19 protein-coding genes are annotated in these 16,672 nt (G+C 52.2%); 11 read left to right on the top strand and 8 right to left on the bottom strand.

Going from position 1 to position 16,672, the window contains the following annotated elements; translation table 11 throughout:
- Positions 1-31 precede the first annotated feature (31 nt).
- On the top strand, positions 32-1,132 hold the full coding sequence (locus NYE92_RS03520; protein ID WP_014605839.1) for an NADH:flavin oxidoreductase/NADH oxidase: 1,101 nt from the start codon (positions 32-34) through the stop codon (positions 1,130-1,132).
- Positions 1,133-1,161: 29 nt separating this feature from the next.
- On the opposite strand, the gene NYE92_RS03515 is transcribed toward NYE92_RS03520, so the two are convergent.
- Both NYE92_RS03515 and NYE92_RS03510 read right to left on the bottom strand, forming a co-directional pair.
- Entirely contained in the window at positions 1,162-1,836 is a 675-nt protein-coding gene (locus NYE92_RS03515; protein ID WP_259018531.1) for a glutamate racemase, read from the bottom strand.
- 141 nt (positions 1,837-1,977) lie between these two features.
- On the bottom strand, positions 1,978-2,370 hold the full coding sequence (locus NYE92_RS03510) for a VOC family protein (RefSeq protein ID WP_238493838.1): 393 nt from the start codon (positions 2,368-2,370) through the stop codon (positions 1,978-1,980).
- 67 nt (positions 2,371-2,437) lie between these two features.
- Here NYE92_RS03510 and NYE92_RS03505 point away from each other — a divergent pair, with 67 nt between their 5' ends.
- The 4 genes from NYE92_RS03505 (at position 2,438) to NYE92_RS03490 (ending at position 6,207) form a co-directional block, all read left to right on the top strand.
- A complete protein-coding gene (locus tag NYE92_RS03505; RefSeq protein WP_259018530.1) occupies positions 2,438-3,034 on the top strand; it encodes a GNAT family N-acetyltransferase in 597 nt (198 codons plus the stop codon).
- 475 nt (positions 3,035-3,509) lie between these two features.
- Positions 3,510-3,965: a hypothetical protein gene (locus tag NYE92_RS03500; protein ID WP_014605843.1), complete on the top strand. Its 456-nt coding sequence runs from the start codon at positions 3,510-3,512 to the stop codon at positions 3,963-3,965.
- A 722-nt stretch (positions 3,966-4,687) separates the two neighbouring features.
- Entirely contained in the window at positions 4,688-5,401 is a 714-nt protein-coding gene (locus NYE92_RS03495; RefSeq protein WP_014593707.1) for a bacteriorhodopsin, read from the top strand.
- Positions 5,398-6,207 carry a Brp/Blh family beta-carotene 15,15'-dioxygenase gene (locus tag NYE92_RS03490; RefSeq protein WP_013025775.1) on the top strand — a complete coding sequence of 270 codons (810 nt, stop codon included), beginning with the start codon at positions 5,398-5,400 and terminating at the stop codon, positions 6,205-6,207. The genes NYE92_RS03495 and NYE92_RS03490 overlap by 4 nt, the downstream gene beginning before the upstream one ends.
- A gap of 284 nt (positions 6,208-6,491) precedes the next feature.
- On the opposite strand, the gene ycgZ is transcribed toward NYE92_RS03490, so the two are convergent.
- Positions 6,492-6,743, bottom strand: a complete 252-nt coding sequence (gene ycgZ, locus NYE92_RS03485; RefSeq protein ID WP_013025774.1) for a regulatory protein YcgZ — start codon at positions 6,741-6,743, stop codon at positions 6,492-6,494.
- 310 nt (positions 6,744-7,053) lie between these two features.
- Between ycgZ and NYE92_RS03480 the strand changes: the two genes are divergently transcribed.
- From NYE92_RS03480 to arsC, 3 genes are all read left to right on the top strand, one after another.
- The gene (locus tag NYE92_RS03480) at positions 7,054-7,407 is read left to right on the top strand and encodes a metalloregulator ArsR/SmtB family transcription factor (protein ID WP_013025773.1); all 354 of its coding nucleotides are present in this window, start codon (positions 7,054-7,056) and stop codon (positions 7,405-7,407) included.
- Positions 7,408-7,497: 90 nt separating this feature from the next.
- Positions 7,498-8,781, top strand: a complete 1,284-nt coding sequence (locus tag NYE92_RS03475) for an arsenic transporter (protein ID WP_029568774.1) — start codon at positions 7,498-7,500, stop codon at positions 8,779-8,781.
- A gap of 49 nt (positions 8,782-8,830) precedes the next feature.
- The gene (arsC, locus tag NYE92_RS03470; RefSeq protein WP_014605845.1) at positions 8,831-9,259 is read left to right on the top strand and encodes a glutaredoxin-dependent arsenate reductase; all 429 of its coding nucleotides are present in this window, start codon (positions 8,831-8,833) and stop codon (positions 9,257-9,259) included.
- Between the two features lie 410 nt (positions 9,260-9,669).
- Here arsC and NYE92_RS03465 read toward each other — a convergent pair whose 3' ends face one another.
- Genes NYE92_RS03465 through NYE92_RS03455 form a run of 3 tightly spaced genes read right to left on the bottom strand, consistent with a single transcriptional unit; the run spans position 9,670 to position 11,934 of the window.
- Positions 9,670-10,773 (bottom strand): M20 peptidase aminoacylase family protein, encoded by a 1,104-nt coding sequence (locus tag NYE92_RS03465; protein ID WP_019105225.1) that lies wholly within the window; start codon positions 10,771-10,773, stop codon positions 9,670-9,672.
- A gap of 17 nt (positions 10,774-10,790) precedes the next feature.
- Positions 10,791-11,258, bottom strand: coding sequence for a YjiG family protein (locus tag NYE92_RS03460; protein WP_013025769.1), 468 nt, complete (start codon positions 11,256-11,258; stop codon positions 10,791-10,793).
- Positions 11,251-11,934 (bottom strand): nucleoside recognition domain-containing protein, encoded by a 684-nt coding sequence (locus tag NYE92_RS03455; protein WP_014593702.1) that lies wholly within the window; start codon positions 11,932-11,934, stop codon positions 11,251-11,253. Before NYE92_RS03455 ends, NYE92_RS03460 begins: the two co-directional genes overlap by 8 nt.
- Before the next feature lie 375 nt (positions 11,935-12,309).
- On the opposite strand from NYE92_RS03455, the gene NYE92_RS03450 reads away from it, so the two are divergent.
- Entirely contained in the window at positions 12,310-13,206 is an 897-nt protein-coding gene (locus tag NYE92_RS03450) for a LysR substrate-binding domain-containing protein (protein ID WP_019105226.1), read from the top strand.
- A 192-nt stretch (positions 13,207-13,398) separates the two neighbouring features.
- Here the strand turns inward: NYE92_RS03450 and NYE92_RS03445 are convergent, their stop codons facing one another.
- Positions 13,399-14,121, bottom strand: coding sequence for an SDR family oxidoreductase (locus NYE92_RS03445; RefSeq protein WP_259018527.1), 723 nt, complete (start codon positions 14,119-14,121; stop codon positions 13,399-13,401).
- A 98-nt stretch (positions 14,122-14,219) separates the two neighbouring features.
- On the opposite strand from NYE92_RS03445, the gene NYE92_RS03440 reads away from it, so the two are divergent.
- Both NYE92_RS03440 and NYE92_RS03435 read left to right on the top strand, forming a co-directional pair.
- Positions 14,220-15,119: a LysR family transcriptional regulator gene (locus NYE92_RS03440; protein ID WP_259018526.1), complete on the top strand. Its 900-nt coding sequence runs from the start codon at positions 14,220-14,222 to the stop codon at positions 15,117-15,119.
- 233 nt (positions 15,120-15,352) lie between these two features.
- Positions 15,353-15,790, top strand: a complete 438-nt coding sequence (locus tag NYE92_RS03435; RefSeq protein WP_259018525.1) for a VOC family protein — start codon at positions 15,353-15,355, stop codon at positions 15,788-15,790.
- Between the two features lie 137 nt (positions 15,791-15,927).
- On the opposite strand, the gene NYE92_RS03430 is transcribed toward NYE92_RS03435, so the two are convergent.
- A complete protein-coding gene (locus NYE92_RS03430; protein ID WP_014605851.1) occupies positions 15,928-16,314 on the bottom strand; it encodes a hypothetical protein in 387 nt (128 codons plus the stop codon).
- Positions 16,315-16,672: the final 358 nt, after the last annotated feature.

Raw genomic sequence — 16,672 nt, 5'->3', positions numbered from 1 at the left:
ACTTTCCCCCTGCGCCGACAATGAGGTTTTTATGAGCAAGCTCTTTTCCCCTTTCTCTCTGGGTGAGTTAACCCTGGATAACAGGATAGTCATTGCGCCAATGTGTCAGTATTCGGCTGATGAAGGCAGTGCGACCGCCTGGCATCGTATTCATCTGGGCCACCTTGCCTTATCGGGTGCAGGCTTGTTGATTATTGAAGCTACCGCCGTTGAGGACATCGGCCGGATCACCTATGGCGATTTAGGCTTATGGGACGATGAAACAGAAACGGCGCTGAGCGAGGTTCTGCAGGATATTCGTCAGTACTCCGATATGCCGATCGGCATTCAGCTCGGCCATGCCGGGCGTAAAGCATCCTGCACCGTTCCCTGGGAAGGTGGCGAACAGATTGCGCCTCAGGATGGCGGCTGGCAAACCCTGGCCCCTTCTGCCCTGTCGTTCAGTGATGGCGAGCATCTTCCGCTGGAGATGCAGGCCAGCGATCTCGAGCGCGTTAAAAATGCTTTTGTCGCAACGGCAAAACGCGCGGTTCGTCTGGGAATAGAATTAATTGAAGTTCACGCCGCGCATGGCTACCTGCTCCACCAGTTTCTCTCTCCCTTATCCAACAAGCGAAGTGATGAATACGGCGGCTCGCTGGAAAACAGAATGCGTTATCCCCTGGAAGTGTTTCATGCGGTACGTGAAGCCGTACCCGCAGAGATTCCGGTTGGGGTGCGTATTTCGGCCAGCGACTGGGTAGAAGGCGGATGGGATGTCGGCCAGTCCATTGCCTTCTCTAAGCAGCTTGAATCCCTGAACTGTGCTTACATCCATGTATCCAGCGGCGGATTATCGGAACAACAGCAGATTAAGGTCGGGCCAAATTACCAGGTTCCTTTTGCACGCGACATCCGCCAGCAGATTGGCATTCCGGTGATTGCGGTAGGCTTAATTACCGAGCCACAGCAGGCTGAAGATATTTTGCAACAGGAGGAAGCCGACCTGGTCGCCCTGGCGCGCGGCATGTTGTATAACCCACGCTGGCCATGGCACGCCGCGGCCGAATTCAATGCCAATGTCAAAGCACCGCCGCAGTATCTGCGCTCAGAACCCCATGGCGCGAAAGGAACGCTGACGCAGGACGAATAACTGACCCTGGCCGCAACCAGGTTGCGGCCTTAACGGTTAGCCTGCTGGTGACACTGTAGCAGCGCCAGATGCGGACCTGACAGGGGCTGACGTTCAGGCGGAAACTGCTGCGCAACCGGTGCCATCGAACTCTGTGCCAATACCACCCGCTCTGCGCCCTGCTGCCAGGCATGTTCCACCGCTGTACGTACGCAGTGAAAATATCCCGCTCCATCTCCCGCTTTAAAGCGTTGCCAGGCTTCGGGAATCAGGCGGATCTCCGGCGTTTGCCCGTCGGTACAGAACAGCGCACGCGTTGCGCCAAGCGTGGATTCTGCCGCACAGAGCACCACCGTTTTCTTTGCGCTCTGATGCACGGCTTTTGCCAACATGCCGTCGGTACGCCAGACAGCGCAGGGTTGTCGGGATGAGGTAAAGGCTTCGGAAACCGGCCCTAATGTCGAGCAGGTGATCAGAATGACATCGAAGTGCGGTTGCAGATCCCGTAACAGAGCAACCAGCCGCTCGTGCAGTCCTGCGGTCAGGCCGCCGCTGGCTTCAGCTTCAGCCAGCAGGTGCGGCATGACCAGATGGCTGAGCTGCAGATGGCCCAGCTCAAGCTGACGGGCAGCATCGTCAAAAATGGCGATATTGCTGGCGGCGGTATGTAAGCAGGCAATATTGATCACGTGTTGGCTCTTAGGCTGAAAGATGTCCCTCATCATGCCACGCGTTTACCCGGCCACCAAGCCCTTGCCAGCCTGACATATTGGCGGTTTTGCGCCAGTCGCTCACGTTAACCGCACGCTCACTACTTGCCCCCTGTGACGTCAGGCAGGTTCAAGGGATGAGGCTGAAAAAGAGGACTACAATCGCCAGGTGCCGTGCTGAAGCACCGTACGATAACCGTCTTTATCCTGGAAGGTGGCGCCGTTTTCCGCCCAGTAGGGATTAAACGATGATACGCGCGTAAAACCTGCGCGGGTCAGACTGAGGCAGCGTTGCTGCCAGTCCGTTTCACTGGGCAAATACAGCACCAGAAGATCCTCGGCTGTTGAAGCCGGTTTGACGGGATGGTGATGGCATTGGGTAAATTCCAGATGCCAGGAAAGGGTTTCATCGCCCAGCATCACCCCACTAAATCCCTCGTGATCGGTGAATTCCCCAATGGGCATCAGGCCCAGGCCCGAACAGTACATTGCGCTGCTCTCGGCTAAATCCGTAACGGGTCGGGCAATACGCAATTGCTGAATCGTCATCTCTTTTCCTCGTCGGGTAAACGCGCTAATAATATGCCATTCAGATGGCCTTACACTGAGGTTTATAGTGCATCTTCAGACCCCGCGTTTATTGCTCAGAGCTATGCGCCCTTCCGATGACAAGGATCTGTTCAGGATTTACGGTGATCCCGCGACCAATACGTTTAACCCGGCAGGCCCTTATCCTGACCTGGCTCACGCGCAAAAGGTGCTGGCCGACAGACTGCGATCGTACCAGCGTTATGGCTATGACAGCTGGGCGATAGCAACCCAGGATGCACCGGATACCCTTATCGGTTTCGGCGGGCTGAGCGTTCGCATTCACGGTGACGAAATCATTCATAATCTTGGCTATCGGTTTGCCACCAGCGCATGGGGTAAGGGCTACGCTACGGAGCTGTCGCGCTTTGCGCTGGAGTATGGTTTTCGCGAACTGGGGTTGGATATGATATCAGCCCGGGTAAGAAGCCATCATCAAGCCTCTATCCGCGTGCTGGAAAAAACCGGGTTGCGATTTCTTAAAGAGATTCATGATGTGGATAATGCGCCGCCCAGTCTGTTTTATTCGATCACACAGCAAGCATGGCAGGCGCTGGTGGCAGCAGATAATGCGGCTGATATTCACGCTCGTTGCCTTTGCAATGACGCACAGCGCCTTCCCTGACCATCAGGCTCAAAGCGGCCCGTCTCAATAAAGCCTTTCTTTTTGTTAAAGGCAACCCCCTGATGATTCTGTTCATCAACATCAAGTTGATTAACGCCCTGATCATGACTGGCCTGTTGCAGGAGTAATGTGTATCTCCCCCACGGGATGGCATCGACAAAGCGCATCTCTGCAAAATTTCCACTGGCTCTGGTAAACCCGATGATTGAGCCGTCATGACTACAGACGGAATACTCACTGACCCGAACCATAAAGGACTGGCTGGACAGAACGACAGATATGAAGTGGGCCAGTATAGATGCGGAGCGGCAGGTATCGTGATGATAAAGCCGAAGGAAAACGCAGGATGATTAAATCTCGCTAATTATAATTAAGCAAACATTAACTTTTTCAGCCCCTTAGTGCCCTTTTATATGGAATTTCGCGCCGGAACTCCATATAATTTATTAATAATGGTTAAGTATAAGGGTCTCTGATGCAACTTATAAAAACTGAATACTCTCTCAATTCCGGTTATCCGATTGTCAGGCGCACGCTGAAGGACAAAAAGAAACGAGTGGAACAACCTGGTTTCGGTCCTGAGTCTTGCTGTGCAGTAGTCGAGTACAGGCTTCGGGGGAATATTCGTTATGCGTTCGGAAACAGTCGGATGCAGGTAAGCATGCCACCAGGAATCTATACCCATAACTGGGTCAGGCTACATGGCGAAATGGCGGCGCTAGTTGCCGCGATAGACCGCATCGAGCGCTATTCCACCGATGATGTAATACCCATCACGGCTGCCTATATTGAATTGCGGCCCTGCGAGGCCAATTGTATGCAGGCACTGCGTAATATTCTGCCTGAGGATGCTCGCGTCTATTACTCTTTTGAACATCCCGCTCAGGTTGACGAATGGAAAGTAAGTGCCAACGAGCTTTGTCGCGTTTGAAATTTTCCACCAAAACATTTTCCGGGCAAATCAGAAACGATATCCCCATAATTTATGGTGACGTAGTGGGTGAATGAAAACGCAGACATTTCCATTAAGAGCTACCCCGCTGGTTGCTCTCAGACAAAATTGCACTGAATTCATGTCCGCTCTGTGTCAAGAGCGGACATGACTAAAATCGCGATGTATTTTCAATGAGAGTAGGTCACGACCGCCATATTAAGCCAGCTGAATTCTTTTAGAAATCATGCCAGCGACGTAGTAACGACCTGTTATTATACAAATTGCCAATTAACACAGCGCCATTGACCTGTTTGGAAACCTTGTCCTTAACTTAGTACAGTGTTTTATTTTCTCTAGCGAATAATATAATTCTTTCTCTTTCATATTAATTACCTTCAAATTCCTCAAGACCAAGAAAACAATTTAACCACATAATATTAAAAGAAAAAATAAAATGGTCCCATTTTTTTATTGGATACAAATTGTTAAAAATGAAAGTTAGTGAAACAGATTTTTACATTTATCCCTCCGGACTCGACGAATAAAGAATCACTTATTCAATGTATTTCGCCGAAGTTTCCGTCCACACTGTTGCATCATTAGCAATTTGAACGGCACGTCATATACTTTATGCATATTCTCATTCGGAATATAAAAAGATTTCAATTTATGGCAGCGCAAACGGCCCTGTGAGGGCGTCTGTGCAAGGAGAAAGTATTATGGATCAAACCGCATTTTTGATCGGGTTTTCGGTCATGGCACTTGCGTCATTGGTGATTTATGCCTCAGGCAAAAAAATATTCCCCCTCCGGCATCATACGTTAATGCATGCCTCGGTCCCTTTTATTGCGGCAACCGCTTATCTGGCAATGGCATTTGGTTTCGGTAATCTGGCGACCGAAAGTGGCAGCATCGTTTATCTCGCCCGCTATGCTGACTGGTCCGTCACTACACCTGTATTACTGGCGGGGCTGGTTATGGTCGCCTTTCATGAACAGAGTAAACCGGGTGAGATGGGTGGTTTTTTAACGGCTATCATCATTCTGGATGTGATGATGATTATTACCGGTCTGGTCTCTGCACTGGCGACAACGTTCGCCGCAAAATGGGTGTGGTATCTCTGGTCCTGTGCTGCGTTTCTTGGCGTGGTTTACCTCCTGTGGGGACCGCTGCGTACGATTGCCGCTGGGCGCGGCAGGGCGATGGCGGTCGCTTACAACAAAAACGTCGCATTGCTGACGGTGGTCTGGTTTATCTACCCTATCGTTTTCCTTGTCGGTCCGGAAGGATTAAAAGTCATCACCGACCCTGCGTCCGTATGGGCATTCCTGGTTCTTGATATCATCGCCAAGGTGTTTTACGCCTTTTACGCTGCATCCAGTCTTGAAAAAGCGCTGCGCCATTCCACATCAGATGGTGCTGTGCGGGTATGAGTCTGCGGCAAACTGCCAGCTGGACAGGACTGTGGGGGGCAGCGCTGGCTGCCTCTTTCAGTCCGCTGCGCGTACAGTTAATGTTTGCCATAGTAGCAATAGGTGTGATTGGCATGGCACACGGTGCCAGCGATCTGGCAATAGTAAAACGCGGGCGTAAGTTGCCATTCCTGGCGGCTTATGGCGTGATCATCCTGCTTTGCCTGTTCTGGTGGCACTGGTCGCCGGCACTGGCATTACCCGGTTTCTTGCTGGCATCTGCGCTGCATTTTGCCCTTGAGGATGCGCCAAAGGGAGGGATGTCAGAGCGCCTTGCCAGAGGAGTCAGCATGATAGCGACCCCAGCCTTCTTCCACCTGCGAGAATACAACATCATCCTTCACCAGGCAGGACTGACACCCTCACTGCTCAGTTCCGTGACGTTTTTCATGGCTAACGCGGGCGCACTTTGTACCCTTAGCCTGGTTATCACCGGATTGATTCGTCACGATGTGCGGCTCATTACCGGAACGCTGGCCTTGCTGATCCTTCCACCTTTTGTCGGCTTTTCCATGGGTTTTTTAATTCTGCATGCCCTGCCGCAAACCCGGTTACGTCGAATTCAGTTGGGTTATGCTCATTACACAGGTTACCTTTATGCGACCTGGCCGGTGCTTTTAGCGGCAATTCTGCTGGCGGCCGTGACAACCTGTATCATGTACCCCTCTAGTGACGCAGACATTAAATCGCTATTTGCTGCGCTCGCATCTCTCGCTATTCCTCATATGCTGATTACTCCGTACTTTGAGCCAGGTAACAGTGAATAATCTCAGAAGTAACAGGTACGCTTCGCAGTAAGCAGAGAGTTAACTGGCGTCAGCATATAAATGTCCGGTTTTGAGACATGATAACCAGGGGGTATCACTTTTCGATGTAACCACTGCGCGCGTTTCAGCGTTCCCCTGAATATCTCCAGGCCACGGCTCTGAACGTGTGCGTAATGACGGCGTAAGATTATGCCTCAGGAATTATGCAGCGGCAAAAGCGGTCAACGTGAGGGAGATGAGTGGGAAAAACGAGTATTGGGGTTCAGCCTGGCAGTCGTAGGGCATCAGTTCCCGGCTTTAGGGCCGAATAAAATACGAAGGAGTTCACAGTAGTGCTGCTCTTCTTCTGCACTTCCTGCCAGTTCCAGGCGACGGACAAGCTTGCTACAAATGGCCGTGCGGTTCAGGCTTTTTCCTGCGCGAAGGATTTCTGACGCAATGCTTCCCAGCGTTTCCTGCTGAGTAGGCAGTGACGCACTGTCGAAGTAGCGTGCAATGGCGCTCATGGCGTCGGGCTTGGAGGCGTTTTTGTACAATATCAGCTCTGGGAACGCGATTTAAGGGTTTACTGTTACTTGTTTATAAAGTTGTAGGCTTGATATCAGCTGTTGAAGTGTATTTTAGGAAACGATCGTTCTCTTTAGCAAAACGTGCCTTTACGCAATATGATTTAATCCCCTTTACCGAATCGTAAATGATCCCTGGCTTTACTGTGCAGGTAAACCCTGGACGGAATATCCGAAGATGAGCCATGAGTGAGTCAATACATATGAATTAGCAAATATGTTATTGACTCGCCGTAGACAGACAGCAACAATGTCTTCTGTTCCGTAATCAGGAGTCAGCATGCCTCAACTTCAGCCTCTTCAGCTTTTCAAAAATTTTTCGGATGAAACACGCCTCAGTCTGGTACTGCTGTTGCGTGAAAAAGGCGAGCTTTGCGTCTGTGAACTCACGTCAATCCTGAGGCAAAGTCAGCCTAAAATTTCACGGCATCTGGCACTGCTCAGAGACAGTGGTCTGCTTATTGACAGGCGTGACGGCAAATGGATTCATTATCGGTTGTCACCACACATGCCCGCATGGGCTGCTATGGTGATCGAGCAGGCTTACCTGTGTCAGCGCGATGACATTCTGCAACTCAGCCAGCAGGCTGAAAGGAATAACGCGACCACCAACGGCAAGCCTGTCTGCATTTAAAAATTTACTCAAACACATATGATTTTTCATATCTGTTTGCAGGGCTGTCTTACGTCCTGTTTACCAGACTTTGTATTAAAAGGAAAAAGTATGTTTCTGGCAGGCGCTATATTCGTCTTGACACTGGTACTGGTTATCTGGCAGCCAAAAGGGCTGAGTATTGGCTGGAGTGCTGTTATCGGGGCTGCGCTGGCCCTGCTGACGGGCGTAGTGCATTTCGGCGATATTACGGCCGTCTGGCAGATCGTTTGGAACGCGACGGCCACGTTTATCGCGGTGATTATCATCAGCCTGCTGCTCGATGAATCTGGTTTTTTTGAGTGGGCTGCCCTGCACGTTTCCCGATGGGGTGGCGGTAAAGGCAGGCTGCTGTTCACGTATAGTGTTCTGCTGGGTGCGGCAGTGGCGGCCTTGTTTGCGAATGACGGGGCGGCACTGATCCTGACGCCTGTTGTCATTGCCATGCTGTTGGCGCTGGGCTTCAGCCCCGGCGCAACGCTGGCGTTTGTGATGGCGGCAGGTTTTATCGCTGACACATCCAGCCTGCCACTCATCGTATCGAACCTGGTTAACATCGTGACGGCGGACTTTTTTAAGCTGGGATTCAGCGAATACGCGTCTGTCATGATGCCGGTCAACATGGCATCCGTGGCGGCCACGCTGGTTATGCTTCACTTCTTCTTCCGTAAAGACATCCCGATCGCGTATGACATGGCAAAACTAAAGGTACCACGGGAAGCCATTCGTGACGTGCGAACCTTTAAAGCCGGATGGCTGGTTCTTTGTCTGTTGCTGACCGGTTTTTTTGCTCTGGAGCCGCTCGGCGTTCCGGTCAGTCTGGTTGCTGCGGTAGCGGCATTTATTCTGTGGCTGGTTGCCCGTAAAGGACAGGTGATTGATACTCGTAAAGTCCTGAAAGGCGCGCCCTGGCAGATCGTCACCTTCTCGCTGGGTATGTATCTGGTGGTTTATGGCCTGCGCAACGCCGGACTGACGGATTACCTCTCGTCCGCCCTGAACGGGTTTGCAGAGCATGGTGTATGGGGCGCCACATTCGCTACCGGTTTCCTGACGGCCTTTCTGTCATCGGTGATGAACAACATGCCTACCGTCCTGATTGGCGCACTGTCCATTGATGGCAGCACGGCTGAGGGTGTGGTGAAAGAGGCGATGATTTACGCCAATATCATCGGTTGCGATCTTGGCCCGAAAATCACCCCCATCGGCAGCCTGGCGACCCTGCTGTGGCTACACGTTCTGGCGCAGAAAAATATCACCATCAGCTGGAGCAACTACTTCCGCGTGGGCGTTGTGATGACCCTGCCGGTACTTTTTGTCACGCTGGCGGCGCTAGCCCTGCGTCTTTCTGTTTAACCTATACAACGTGACTGCGCCAGCGCAGCCCCGTAACGGAGTGCCATTTATGACTGACATCACCATTTACCACAACCCGGCCTGTGGGACGTCGCGTAACACCCTGGCGCTTATCCGCAACGGTGGCGTGGAGCCGACAGTGATTTTATATCTGGAGACGCCCCCCTCCCGCGACGAGCTTAAAAAACGGATAGCGGATATGGGGATCCGCGTGCGCGATCTGCTGCGCAAAAACACAGAGCCGTATGAACATCTGGGGCTGGCCGAAGATCGGTTCAATGATGATGAACTGCTGGATGCTATGCTGGCTCATCCTGTCCTCATCAACCGTCCGATAGTCGTGACGCCGCTCGGCACAAGGCTCTGTCGTCCGTCTGAGGCCGTTCTGGGCATTCTGCCTGAGCCACAGAAGGGAGCGTTTACGAAAGAGGATGGCGAAAAAGTTATTGATGAGTACGGCAACCGGATCGGTCACTGATTTTTCAGCGTTTTGCCGACAAGCAGCAAAAACATAGCCGACGCTTTGTCCCGTATTTACCCTGTGGCGCACGACAAAACAACCCGATTCGCCATTTCAGGCAGAGGCGTTCGGTTAGGCATTCGTCGCCATCTGTGCCACCAGCCCCATCCGGTAACCGATATCGCTAAAGAGAGTGAAATTGGCCCCCCGTGACGGTGACGGATACCGGTGCCCTCCTCCCCGGCAGACAGCAAAGCCCGCCGAAAAGGAACGTTTACGCTTGGGTACAAGTCACGGGGCCACTCACCTGAAAAGGATGCCCGTAACGGCTTCACGATGATGGCCGCGAACGTCGGACGGCATTGTCGGCTCTGTCTTCTGCAATACTGATATCCGACGAGCACGGCACGCCACTGTAACGCTGATCGTCAGCCCAGCACATCCTCCACACAGGCTTTAAACACTTTCACCCCCAGCGCCAACGCATCGCGGTCAAAATGCATCTCCGGATGATGCAGGCCGGGCGTCAGGTTGGCGCCCAGTCCCCAGAAGCCGCCTTTGATTTGAGGCCGAAGACGCAGATAGTGGAAGAAATCTTCACTGCCTGGTGTCGATTTAGCCGCGGTGAGGCCGGTTTCGCCAAACACACTGCGGATAGCACGTGTGATGACCGCTGTTGCCTCGTCATGGATAATCGCGGCGGGCATCTCTTTCAGAATGCGAATTTCCGCGCGCGCACCATACGCGGCGGCGCTGCTCTCAATCGCGCGTATCACCTGGGGTTTGAGGCTATCCATCGCTTCGTTCTCTGCGGCGCGCAGATCCCAGCACACCTGCGCGCGATCAGGAATCGAGTTGGTCACGCCCGCATCGCAGAGAAAACGCGTCGCTTTCGCGCTCCATGTCAGCGAGGGCGCAAGATGAATGCCGTTTACCGCCTGCACCGCATGGGCGGCGGCATCCAGCGCGTTAACGCCTAAGTGCGGGCGCGCAGCGTGCGCCGCTTTGCCATGAAACACCACTTCCACCGTGGCGGACGCGGAGTAGTACATGGCCGGCACGGCCTGGCCCATCGGGCACTCCTCCAGCGGGCGCAGATGAAAGCCAAGCAACATATCAACATCATCCAACACGCCGCCTTCGGTCAGGGCTATCGCGCCGGTGCCTAACTCCTCAGCAGGCTGGAAAATCAGCTTCAGCCTGCCCTTTTTCACTCGCTCCTCAGCCATCACCTCCTGGGCCGTGGTCAATACGACGGTGGAGTGACCATCGTGCCCGCAGGTGTGGCGCGCCACATGTTTGCCGTCAATGATATGCCCCAGCGCATCCATATCGGCGCGCAGCGCTAAGGTCGGGCCGGGCTTACCGCTGTCCAGCACCGCGACAATACCGGTGGTGTTATTAACCTGGCGCGTGACCTGGTAGCCTGCCGCCTCCAGCACGCCCGCGATGTAGGCGGACGTCTTGTACTCTTCGAACCCCAGTTCCGGGATCTGGTGCAGGTAATTAAAGTGCTCAAGTGTAGGTGACACGTCTTACTCCTTAAGGCTCAGGCAATAACGCGCATAATCAACATGGCGATTACGGCATTGAGAATGCTGACCGCCATCAGTAGCGGCCAGTACTTTTTCGGTACATCGGCCACGCCCAGCAGGCGCCCCATGTACTGGAGTTGCGAACCCATCAAAAAGATGGCGGGCGCAAGAATCGTGATCTGCCCGATATCAAGCTGGCCTTTGCTCAGCAGGCTGATGGCAACGCCGGTTCCGGCAGATGACGAGAGCCAGGCGGTTAACAACACGGTGATCGCCTCACCGGGCAGGCCGAATAGCCCCATCAGCGGTGCGCACACGTGGCCAATAATCTGCATCACCCCTAACAAATTAAGCATTTCGGCGATCACGTAGGCCATTAATACATTCGGCATCAAATTATTAATGGCAATATTAAAACCCTTGCGCGCACCAATTACGAAAATATCAAACGGATTACTGGAGACTTTTGCCTGATTACTCATTGTCGAAATCTCGCTTATAAACAGTATTTAATGCCAGTCGGACCACGGCTGCGCCAACGAATTTAAGCACAAACATTAAAACCAACGGAATAATAATCGGGATGGTGAGTGAAGCGAACATCGCCGAGCCGATAGAAAAATAGTTATTAATCAACCCGGCACCAGAGTATTGCCAGGATCCCATAATCACCACGTCTTTGCGGGTGATCTTTTTGCTGTCATAGAGCTCTTTCGTTAATGCCGCGCCGGCATCGGTACTTTGCAGGTCGGTAATCAGCGCAAGGCCGGTATAACCCGGAAGGCCGAGCAGTGGTTTTAACAGCGGCGTGAGTAATTTATGCGCTGCGCGGATCGCGCCATAATGGGTGAAGATTTCCAGCAGGCCAAGTGCCAGCATCACCGTGGGCACCAGCGAAAGCGCGAAGAGGAAACCCGCTTTGGCACTGATGCCGCCGCTGCCGATAAAGGTGTTGGTTTCCGGCGTCTTCATGGTGCCGAACGCGCCGCCAAGCGTGGTGAAATCAAACGCGCCCAGCCATGCCATGCCGTCAACCTTGAAAAAGAAGCCTGAAAAGACAAGCAGCACGATGACCAGTGAGATCCACGCGCCAGGCCCGACGTTCCAAGCCTCTGTGGCCTCTTTTTCTGGCTCATTCAGTGTTTTTGGTTCGCTCATATCATCTCTCTTTACATCTGTAAGGGAAAAGTCCTGATACTAAGCAGGATCCATGCCTGAATAGCCCAGCCGTAAAATAAATGCCTTTTATTAAGATTAATGGCGCAATAAAACCCCCTCGCTAAAACTCGCAAGAAATTTATTTTTTTTGCCGGGAATTGCTATTTCATTACGCCTGCTTCGAATCGCAACAAAGTATTCCCTCACCCTTTTGGGGCGCATTTTTGGTGCAATAAGAGCACTTTTACTTTTTTATTTACGCTCTCTCAACGCCTGGCCATTAATTTGATTATCACTATTTAAACGGCTTGATAAATAGCCATCAAATGATGTTATTGTTGCTCTCTGGTCAACAGTAACGAGGAAGTGTGGCAGATGTTCCAGGATAAACAGGTGGGTTATCTGTATGAAGTCGGTAACCAGGGCGGCATTCGCCGCGCGGCAGATATCCTCGGCGTTAACGCATCCGTGGTCAGCCGGCAGATTGCCCAGCTTGAACGTTCGCTGCAGCTTCCCCTGCTGGAACGGCGCGGGCGTAATGTGGTGTTGACCGAAGCGGGACGCCTGCTGGCGGCGGATTATTTTACCAGCCGTCAGCGGCGCGAAAAGCTGGAGAGTCAGCTTAAAGATCTGCGCCATATGCGCGGCGGGACGATTTCGGTGCGCATCGGCGGCGGCTTGATCACGGCGTTTATTGAGGGCGTCATGCGTGAGTTTGCCCAGTGTTACCCGCAGGTGTTTGTCGATATTGTCGTGGGCAGCATGCAGGAGATGATGAACGATATCGTTAGCGGCGAAGCGGATATGGCGCTGGCCTTTGGCCCGATCGGCACACCGGAGCTCAAGCGCCACAGCTTCCAGTGGGGGCCGATTTGTGCCGTCGTCGCGCCGCAGCACCCCATTGCCAATCGCGCCAGCATTACCATTGAAGAGTTGACCGCTCATCCGCTTATTGCCCTGACGGAGAACTTCGGCCTGCAGCGGCACATGAATGCGATGTTCAAAAGCCAGGGTTTGCAATTTCACCCGGCCTACCGATGCAACCTCTTCTCCACCGCCATGCACCTCAGCCAGGCAGGGCTCGGCGTCTCATTTATGACGGCCTACGCCGCTGCCGATCCCATTCGCCAGGGGGCGCTTGTCGCTGTTCCACTCGACCACCCGATCGCCAGTAGCGCCCAGTGTCACCTGCTACGGAACTCGGACAGGCGCTTTACGCCCGCAGCTCATCATATGTGGCGACTTCTGCACAATGCGTTTCGTGACAAATAAATATTGAGATCCCTGTCTTTACTGAAGGCCACATTTTTGAGATGCGTTCATGCTGCTGCATGCCTGTTGATAACAGATAGGTGCGCTTAACACCCAGCATCCACAGCGTCAGATAACAGACTGAACGTTATCCTGTAAATGTTGCTCCCGAGGTATTGAATGAAAAGTGCACATGACAGTTAACCTCAGGCTTCAGTTTGGCGACGCTGTGGGTCTGATGGTTATTTCTGTTGTGTCAACGTTTTCAGGCGCTTCAATAATGTGCCTTACGGCACGGGCAATATCCGCGGGTTTAAGGGCAACAGAACGGTAAGCGTCCATTGCCGCCATCGTTTCCGCATGGGTAATCGTCGACGCCAGTTCACTTTCTACCACCCCAGGATTGACATAGGTCACGCGGATTTTTGAGCTTTCCTGCCGCAGGCCATCAGAAATAGCCCGTACGGCGAACTTGGAAGCACAGTAGACCGCGGCAGTGGGTACGACAGAAAGGGCGCCAATCGAGCCAATATTGATTATCTGTCCGGAACCCTGCGCTTCCATCAACGGAAGTACGGCACCAATCCCCCACAGCACGCCCTTGATATTGACGTCAATGATGCGTTCCCATTCGTCCTGTTTTCCGGCTGCAAGCGGTGAAAGCGGCATAACGCCCGCATTATTGATGAGAACATCAACCCTGCCCCAGTTATCCAGCGCGGCCTGAACAAAAGCGGCCATAGATACCCGGTCTGTGACATCCAACAAATGTGCTTGCGCGATACCGCCTGCGCTGCAGATTTCCGCTGCAATGGCTTCAATACGCGCCAGTCTGCGTGCTCCCAGTAACACCTTCGCGCCTGTCGCCCCTAACTCTCTGGCAATACCTTCCCCAATACCACTGGATGCGCCGGTAATTAATATAACCTTATTCATAACGTTCTCCTTCAAATGGGTTCGGAGAGAGAATAGGACGTTACGATAAGTTCAGGTATCCTGCTTTCAATGTACTCAGTGGTTAGCAGCATTAAACAATGAAAATCGATCTTAACCTTTTGCCCGTTTTTATCGCGGTAGCAGAAGAAGGTAATTTCAGTAAAGCCGCCGCACGGCTGGGTGTGACTCGTTCGGCGGTCAGTCAGGGAATAAGACGGCTTGAAGATACTTTCGGGACGATGCTTGTCATGCGCACCACCCGCGCGGTTAATTTAACGGAAGCGGGAGAACGACTGCATAAATCGCTGTCATTACCTTTAACCGGAATTAACGCTGCGTTCGAAGAGATCGTTTCTGACCCTGTGCCACGTGGACTTCTCAGAATCGCGGTGACATCAATAGCGGAAGAATTCCTGTCAGGTCCGTTGATCGCTTCGTTTGCAGCGGCCAATCCGGCCGTGACGCTCGATATTGTTGTGACGGACGAAGAGTTTGATATCGTGGCTGCAGGTTACGATGCCGGCGTAAGGCTTGGAGAAGTCATTGAAAAAGACATGATTGCGGTTCCCCTGACCAGTGAGCAACGCGAAATGGTGGTCGCATCCCCTTCCTACTTCACTGCCAACGGCCTGCCTGTTCATCCGCGCGATCTTGTACATCACCAGTGTATCGGCTGGCGCCAGTCCCCGCATATTCCGCCTTATCGCTGGCCATTTGAAGAGAACGGAAGCGCGTTCGACCTTGCGATTGAGCCGCAAATTACCACTAATGATCTGCGTCTGATGTTGAGGCTGGCTCTAACCGGCGGAGGCATCACACTGGCCACTCAGGAAACGTTCAGGCCCTATATTGAGAGCGGTGAGCTTGTATCCGTACTTGATGACTTTCTGCCAAAATTTCCAGGCTTCTATCTGTATTTCCCTCAGCGTCGCAATATGGCCCCAAAGCTTCGCGCCCTGATTGACCACGTCAGGAAATGGCGGCAACAATCGACGTAAATTCCTGCACAGGTTCTGTTTCATATCAGACCCGCGTGTTGAAGAAGGGGCGGTGTTGGAGGTGGGTTGAATAACCCTTTACAGGGATGATGCTTCCGCAACGGCACCATAACAGGACGCAGTTTGTTCCATTCGAATATTTTCAGCGGCTCAAACCGGTCTTTAAGCTTGACCTAAACTTAACCTGAGCTTTTAGAATGCAAGTTTTGCTACGCATTGGGCGGATTGGGTATATGAAAATAGTCGATGTTGGTTTTACGCACGTTGCCTTCGCTGTCAGAGACTTAGATAAGAGCATTGCTTTTTATGAACGCTATGCCGGTATGGTTGTTGTCCACCGTCGCGAACCCAACGTTCCGGATGCACGTAAAGTGGCATGGCTCAGTGATCACAGCCGTCCATTTGCGCTGGTTTTAGTTCAGTCAGACAAGGTCGCAGACACGCCCTTGGGTCACTTTGGGCATCTCGGCGTGGCATGTGCCAGCCGGGAAGAAATAGATAAGAAAATTAAAATGGCGCGCGCTGAAGGTGTTTTGCGTAAAGAGCCTGAAAATGCGGGTGATCCTGTGGGTTATTACGTTTTCTTCGCTGATCCTGATGGCAATACGCTGGAGCTTTCTTACGGACAGCGAGTGGGGCTTGAGGCCATTGGCAGCATGGCTTCTGATTAAAAGCCCGTTAACAAAAGCGATATTATTTCAGCAGGATTCGTGCCACCAGCTGTCCGGTGTCGTTCTCTGTCCACTAACGGTATTTGATGACTATGCTGAACGGATCATAAAGCCTGCATTCCCGGTGCTCAACATCGTTATTTTGCCAAAGAACGTCGCGCCATGATGTCTTGTGCATAACCTTCAATACCAATATGGTGATCATGACTGATCTGAGAGATAAAGCTCTGCAAGAATTCGGGTGTTGAGTGAAGCGTGTCGGCAACGAGGTTATCGAAATCGCGCTGGGTTAAGCGGTCATTTCCTTTTAGCGTCGAATGCTGAAGCACTGTATGCGCAGTAATTTCGAGAACGGCGCGTCGGTAATTATCAGTCAGCAGGACATCAAGATCTTCCCGCTTAATCTCAAATGCAAATTCATAAGTGATAAATCCCGAATCGACAGGGAGTGAGTAGACCAGTTTGCCCCCTTCCTGAACGACATGAGGTTCATAGCCTTCTCCCATAAGATGCACTGACTGCATTTCTCGCTCCTTTTTTGTCCTAAACTATTGAAGAAATAACAACGCTTTTATGTCTCATCGGCTTGATGGCAGGCGGCAAGGTGCTCTGCATCCGTGCCCTTCACGCCCATAATGACACAGGTCTCCCGCAGCGTCGCAACACGAAGTCGCTACGCTTCATACATCGAAGTGGAAACGGCTGTTCAGGCCTGCATTTCCCCCTGCCCATGAGTATCAGCATCTCAAACGTAAGGCATGACGTTGTTAATGATTAAAAGATTTCTTTGAATGAAATACCGATAAATGCACGGGGATTTAACGAAATGACTTTCGCACAATATATTGTGGATGGGGCATAGCATGTAGATTTTTAAGACGT

This window comes from Pantoea sp. B566 (assembly GCF_024793925.1).
Classification (GTDB): Bacteria; Pseudomonadota; Gammaproteobacteria; order Enterobacterales; family Enterobacteriaceae; genus Pantoea; species Pantoea ananatis.
Note: the sequence above shows the minus strand (reverse complement) of the source record. Positions and strands in the feature narration are given on the sequence as shown.

Excerpts from the sequence above, each read along its gene's own strand:
- NYE92_RS03450 (WP_019105226.1), top strand. The coding sequence starts at position 12,310 with ATGTTCCAGGATAAACAGGTGGGTTATCTGTATGAAGTCGGTAACCAG.
- NYE92_RS03515 (WP_259018531.1), bottom strand. The coding sequence starts at position 1,836 with ATGATGAGGGACATCTTTCAGCCTAAGAGCCAACACGTGATCAATATT.
- NYE92_RS03510 (WP_238493838.1), bottom strand. The coding sequence starts at position 2,370 with ATGACGATTCAGCAATTGCGTATTGCCCGACCCGTTACGGATTTAGCC.
- NYE92_RS03490 (WP_013025775.1), top strand. The coding sequence starts at position 5,398 with ATGAGTCTGCGGCAAACTGCCAGCTGGACAGGACTGTGGGGGGCAGCG.
- NYE92_RS03435 (WP_259018525.1), top strand. The coding sequence starts at position 15,353 with ATGAAAATAGTCGATGTTGGTTTTACGCACGTTGCCTTCGCTGTCAGA.
- NYE92_RS03475 (WP_029568774.1), top strand. The coding sequence starts at position 7,498 with ATGTTTCTGGCAGGCGCTATATTCGTCTTGACACTGGTACTGGTTATC.
- NYE92_RS03430 (WP_014605851.1), bottom strand. The coding sequence starts at position 16,314 with ATGCAGTCAGTGCATCTTATGGGAGAAGGCTATGAACCTCATGTCGTT.
- NYE92_RS03440 (WP_259018526.1), top strand. The coding sequence starts at position 14,220 with ATGAAAATCGATCTTAACCTTTTGCCCGTTTTTATCGCGGTAGCAGAA.
- NYE92_RS03480 (WP_013025773.1), top strand. The coding sequence starts at position 7,054 with ATGCCTCAACTTCAGCCTCTTCAGCTTTTCAAAAATTTTTCGGATGAA.
- NYE92_RS03500 (WP_014605843.1), top strand. The coding sequence starts at position 3,510 with ATGCAACTTATAAAAACTGAATACTCTCTCAATTCCGGTTATCCGATT.
- NYE92_RS03520 (WP_014605839.1), top strand. The coding sequence starts at position 32 with ATGAGCAAGCTCTTTTCCCCTTTCTCTCTGGGTGAGTTAACCCTGGAT.
- NYE92_RS03445 (WP_259018527.1), bottom strand. The coding sequence starts at position 14,121 with ATGAATAAGGTTATATTAATTACCGGCGCATCCAGTGGTATTGGGGAA.
- NYE92_RS03455 (WP_014593702.1), bottom strand. The coding sequence starts at position 11,934 with ATGAGCGAACCAAAAACACTGAATGAGCCAGAAAAAGAGGCCACAGAG.
- NYE92_RS03495 (WP_014593707.1), top strand. The coding sequence starts at position 4,688 with ATGGATCAAACCGCATTTTTGATCGGGTTTTCGGTCATGGCACTTGCG.
- NYE92_RS03460 (WP_013025769.1), bottom strand. The coding sequence starts at position 11,258 with ATGAGTAATCAGGCAAAAGTCTCCAGTAATCCGTTTGATATTTTCGTA.
- arsC (WP_014605845.1), top strand. The coding sequence starts at position 8,831 with ATGACTGACATCACCATTTACCACAACCCGGCCTGTGGGACGTCGCGT.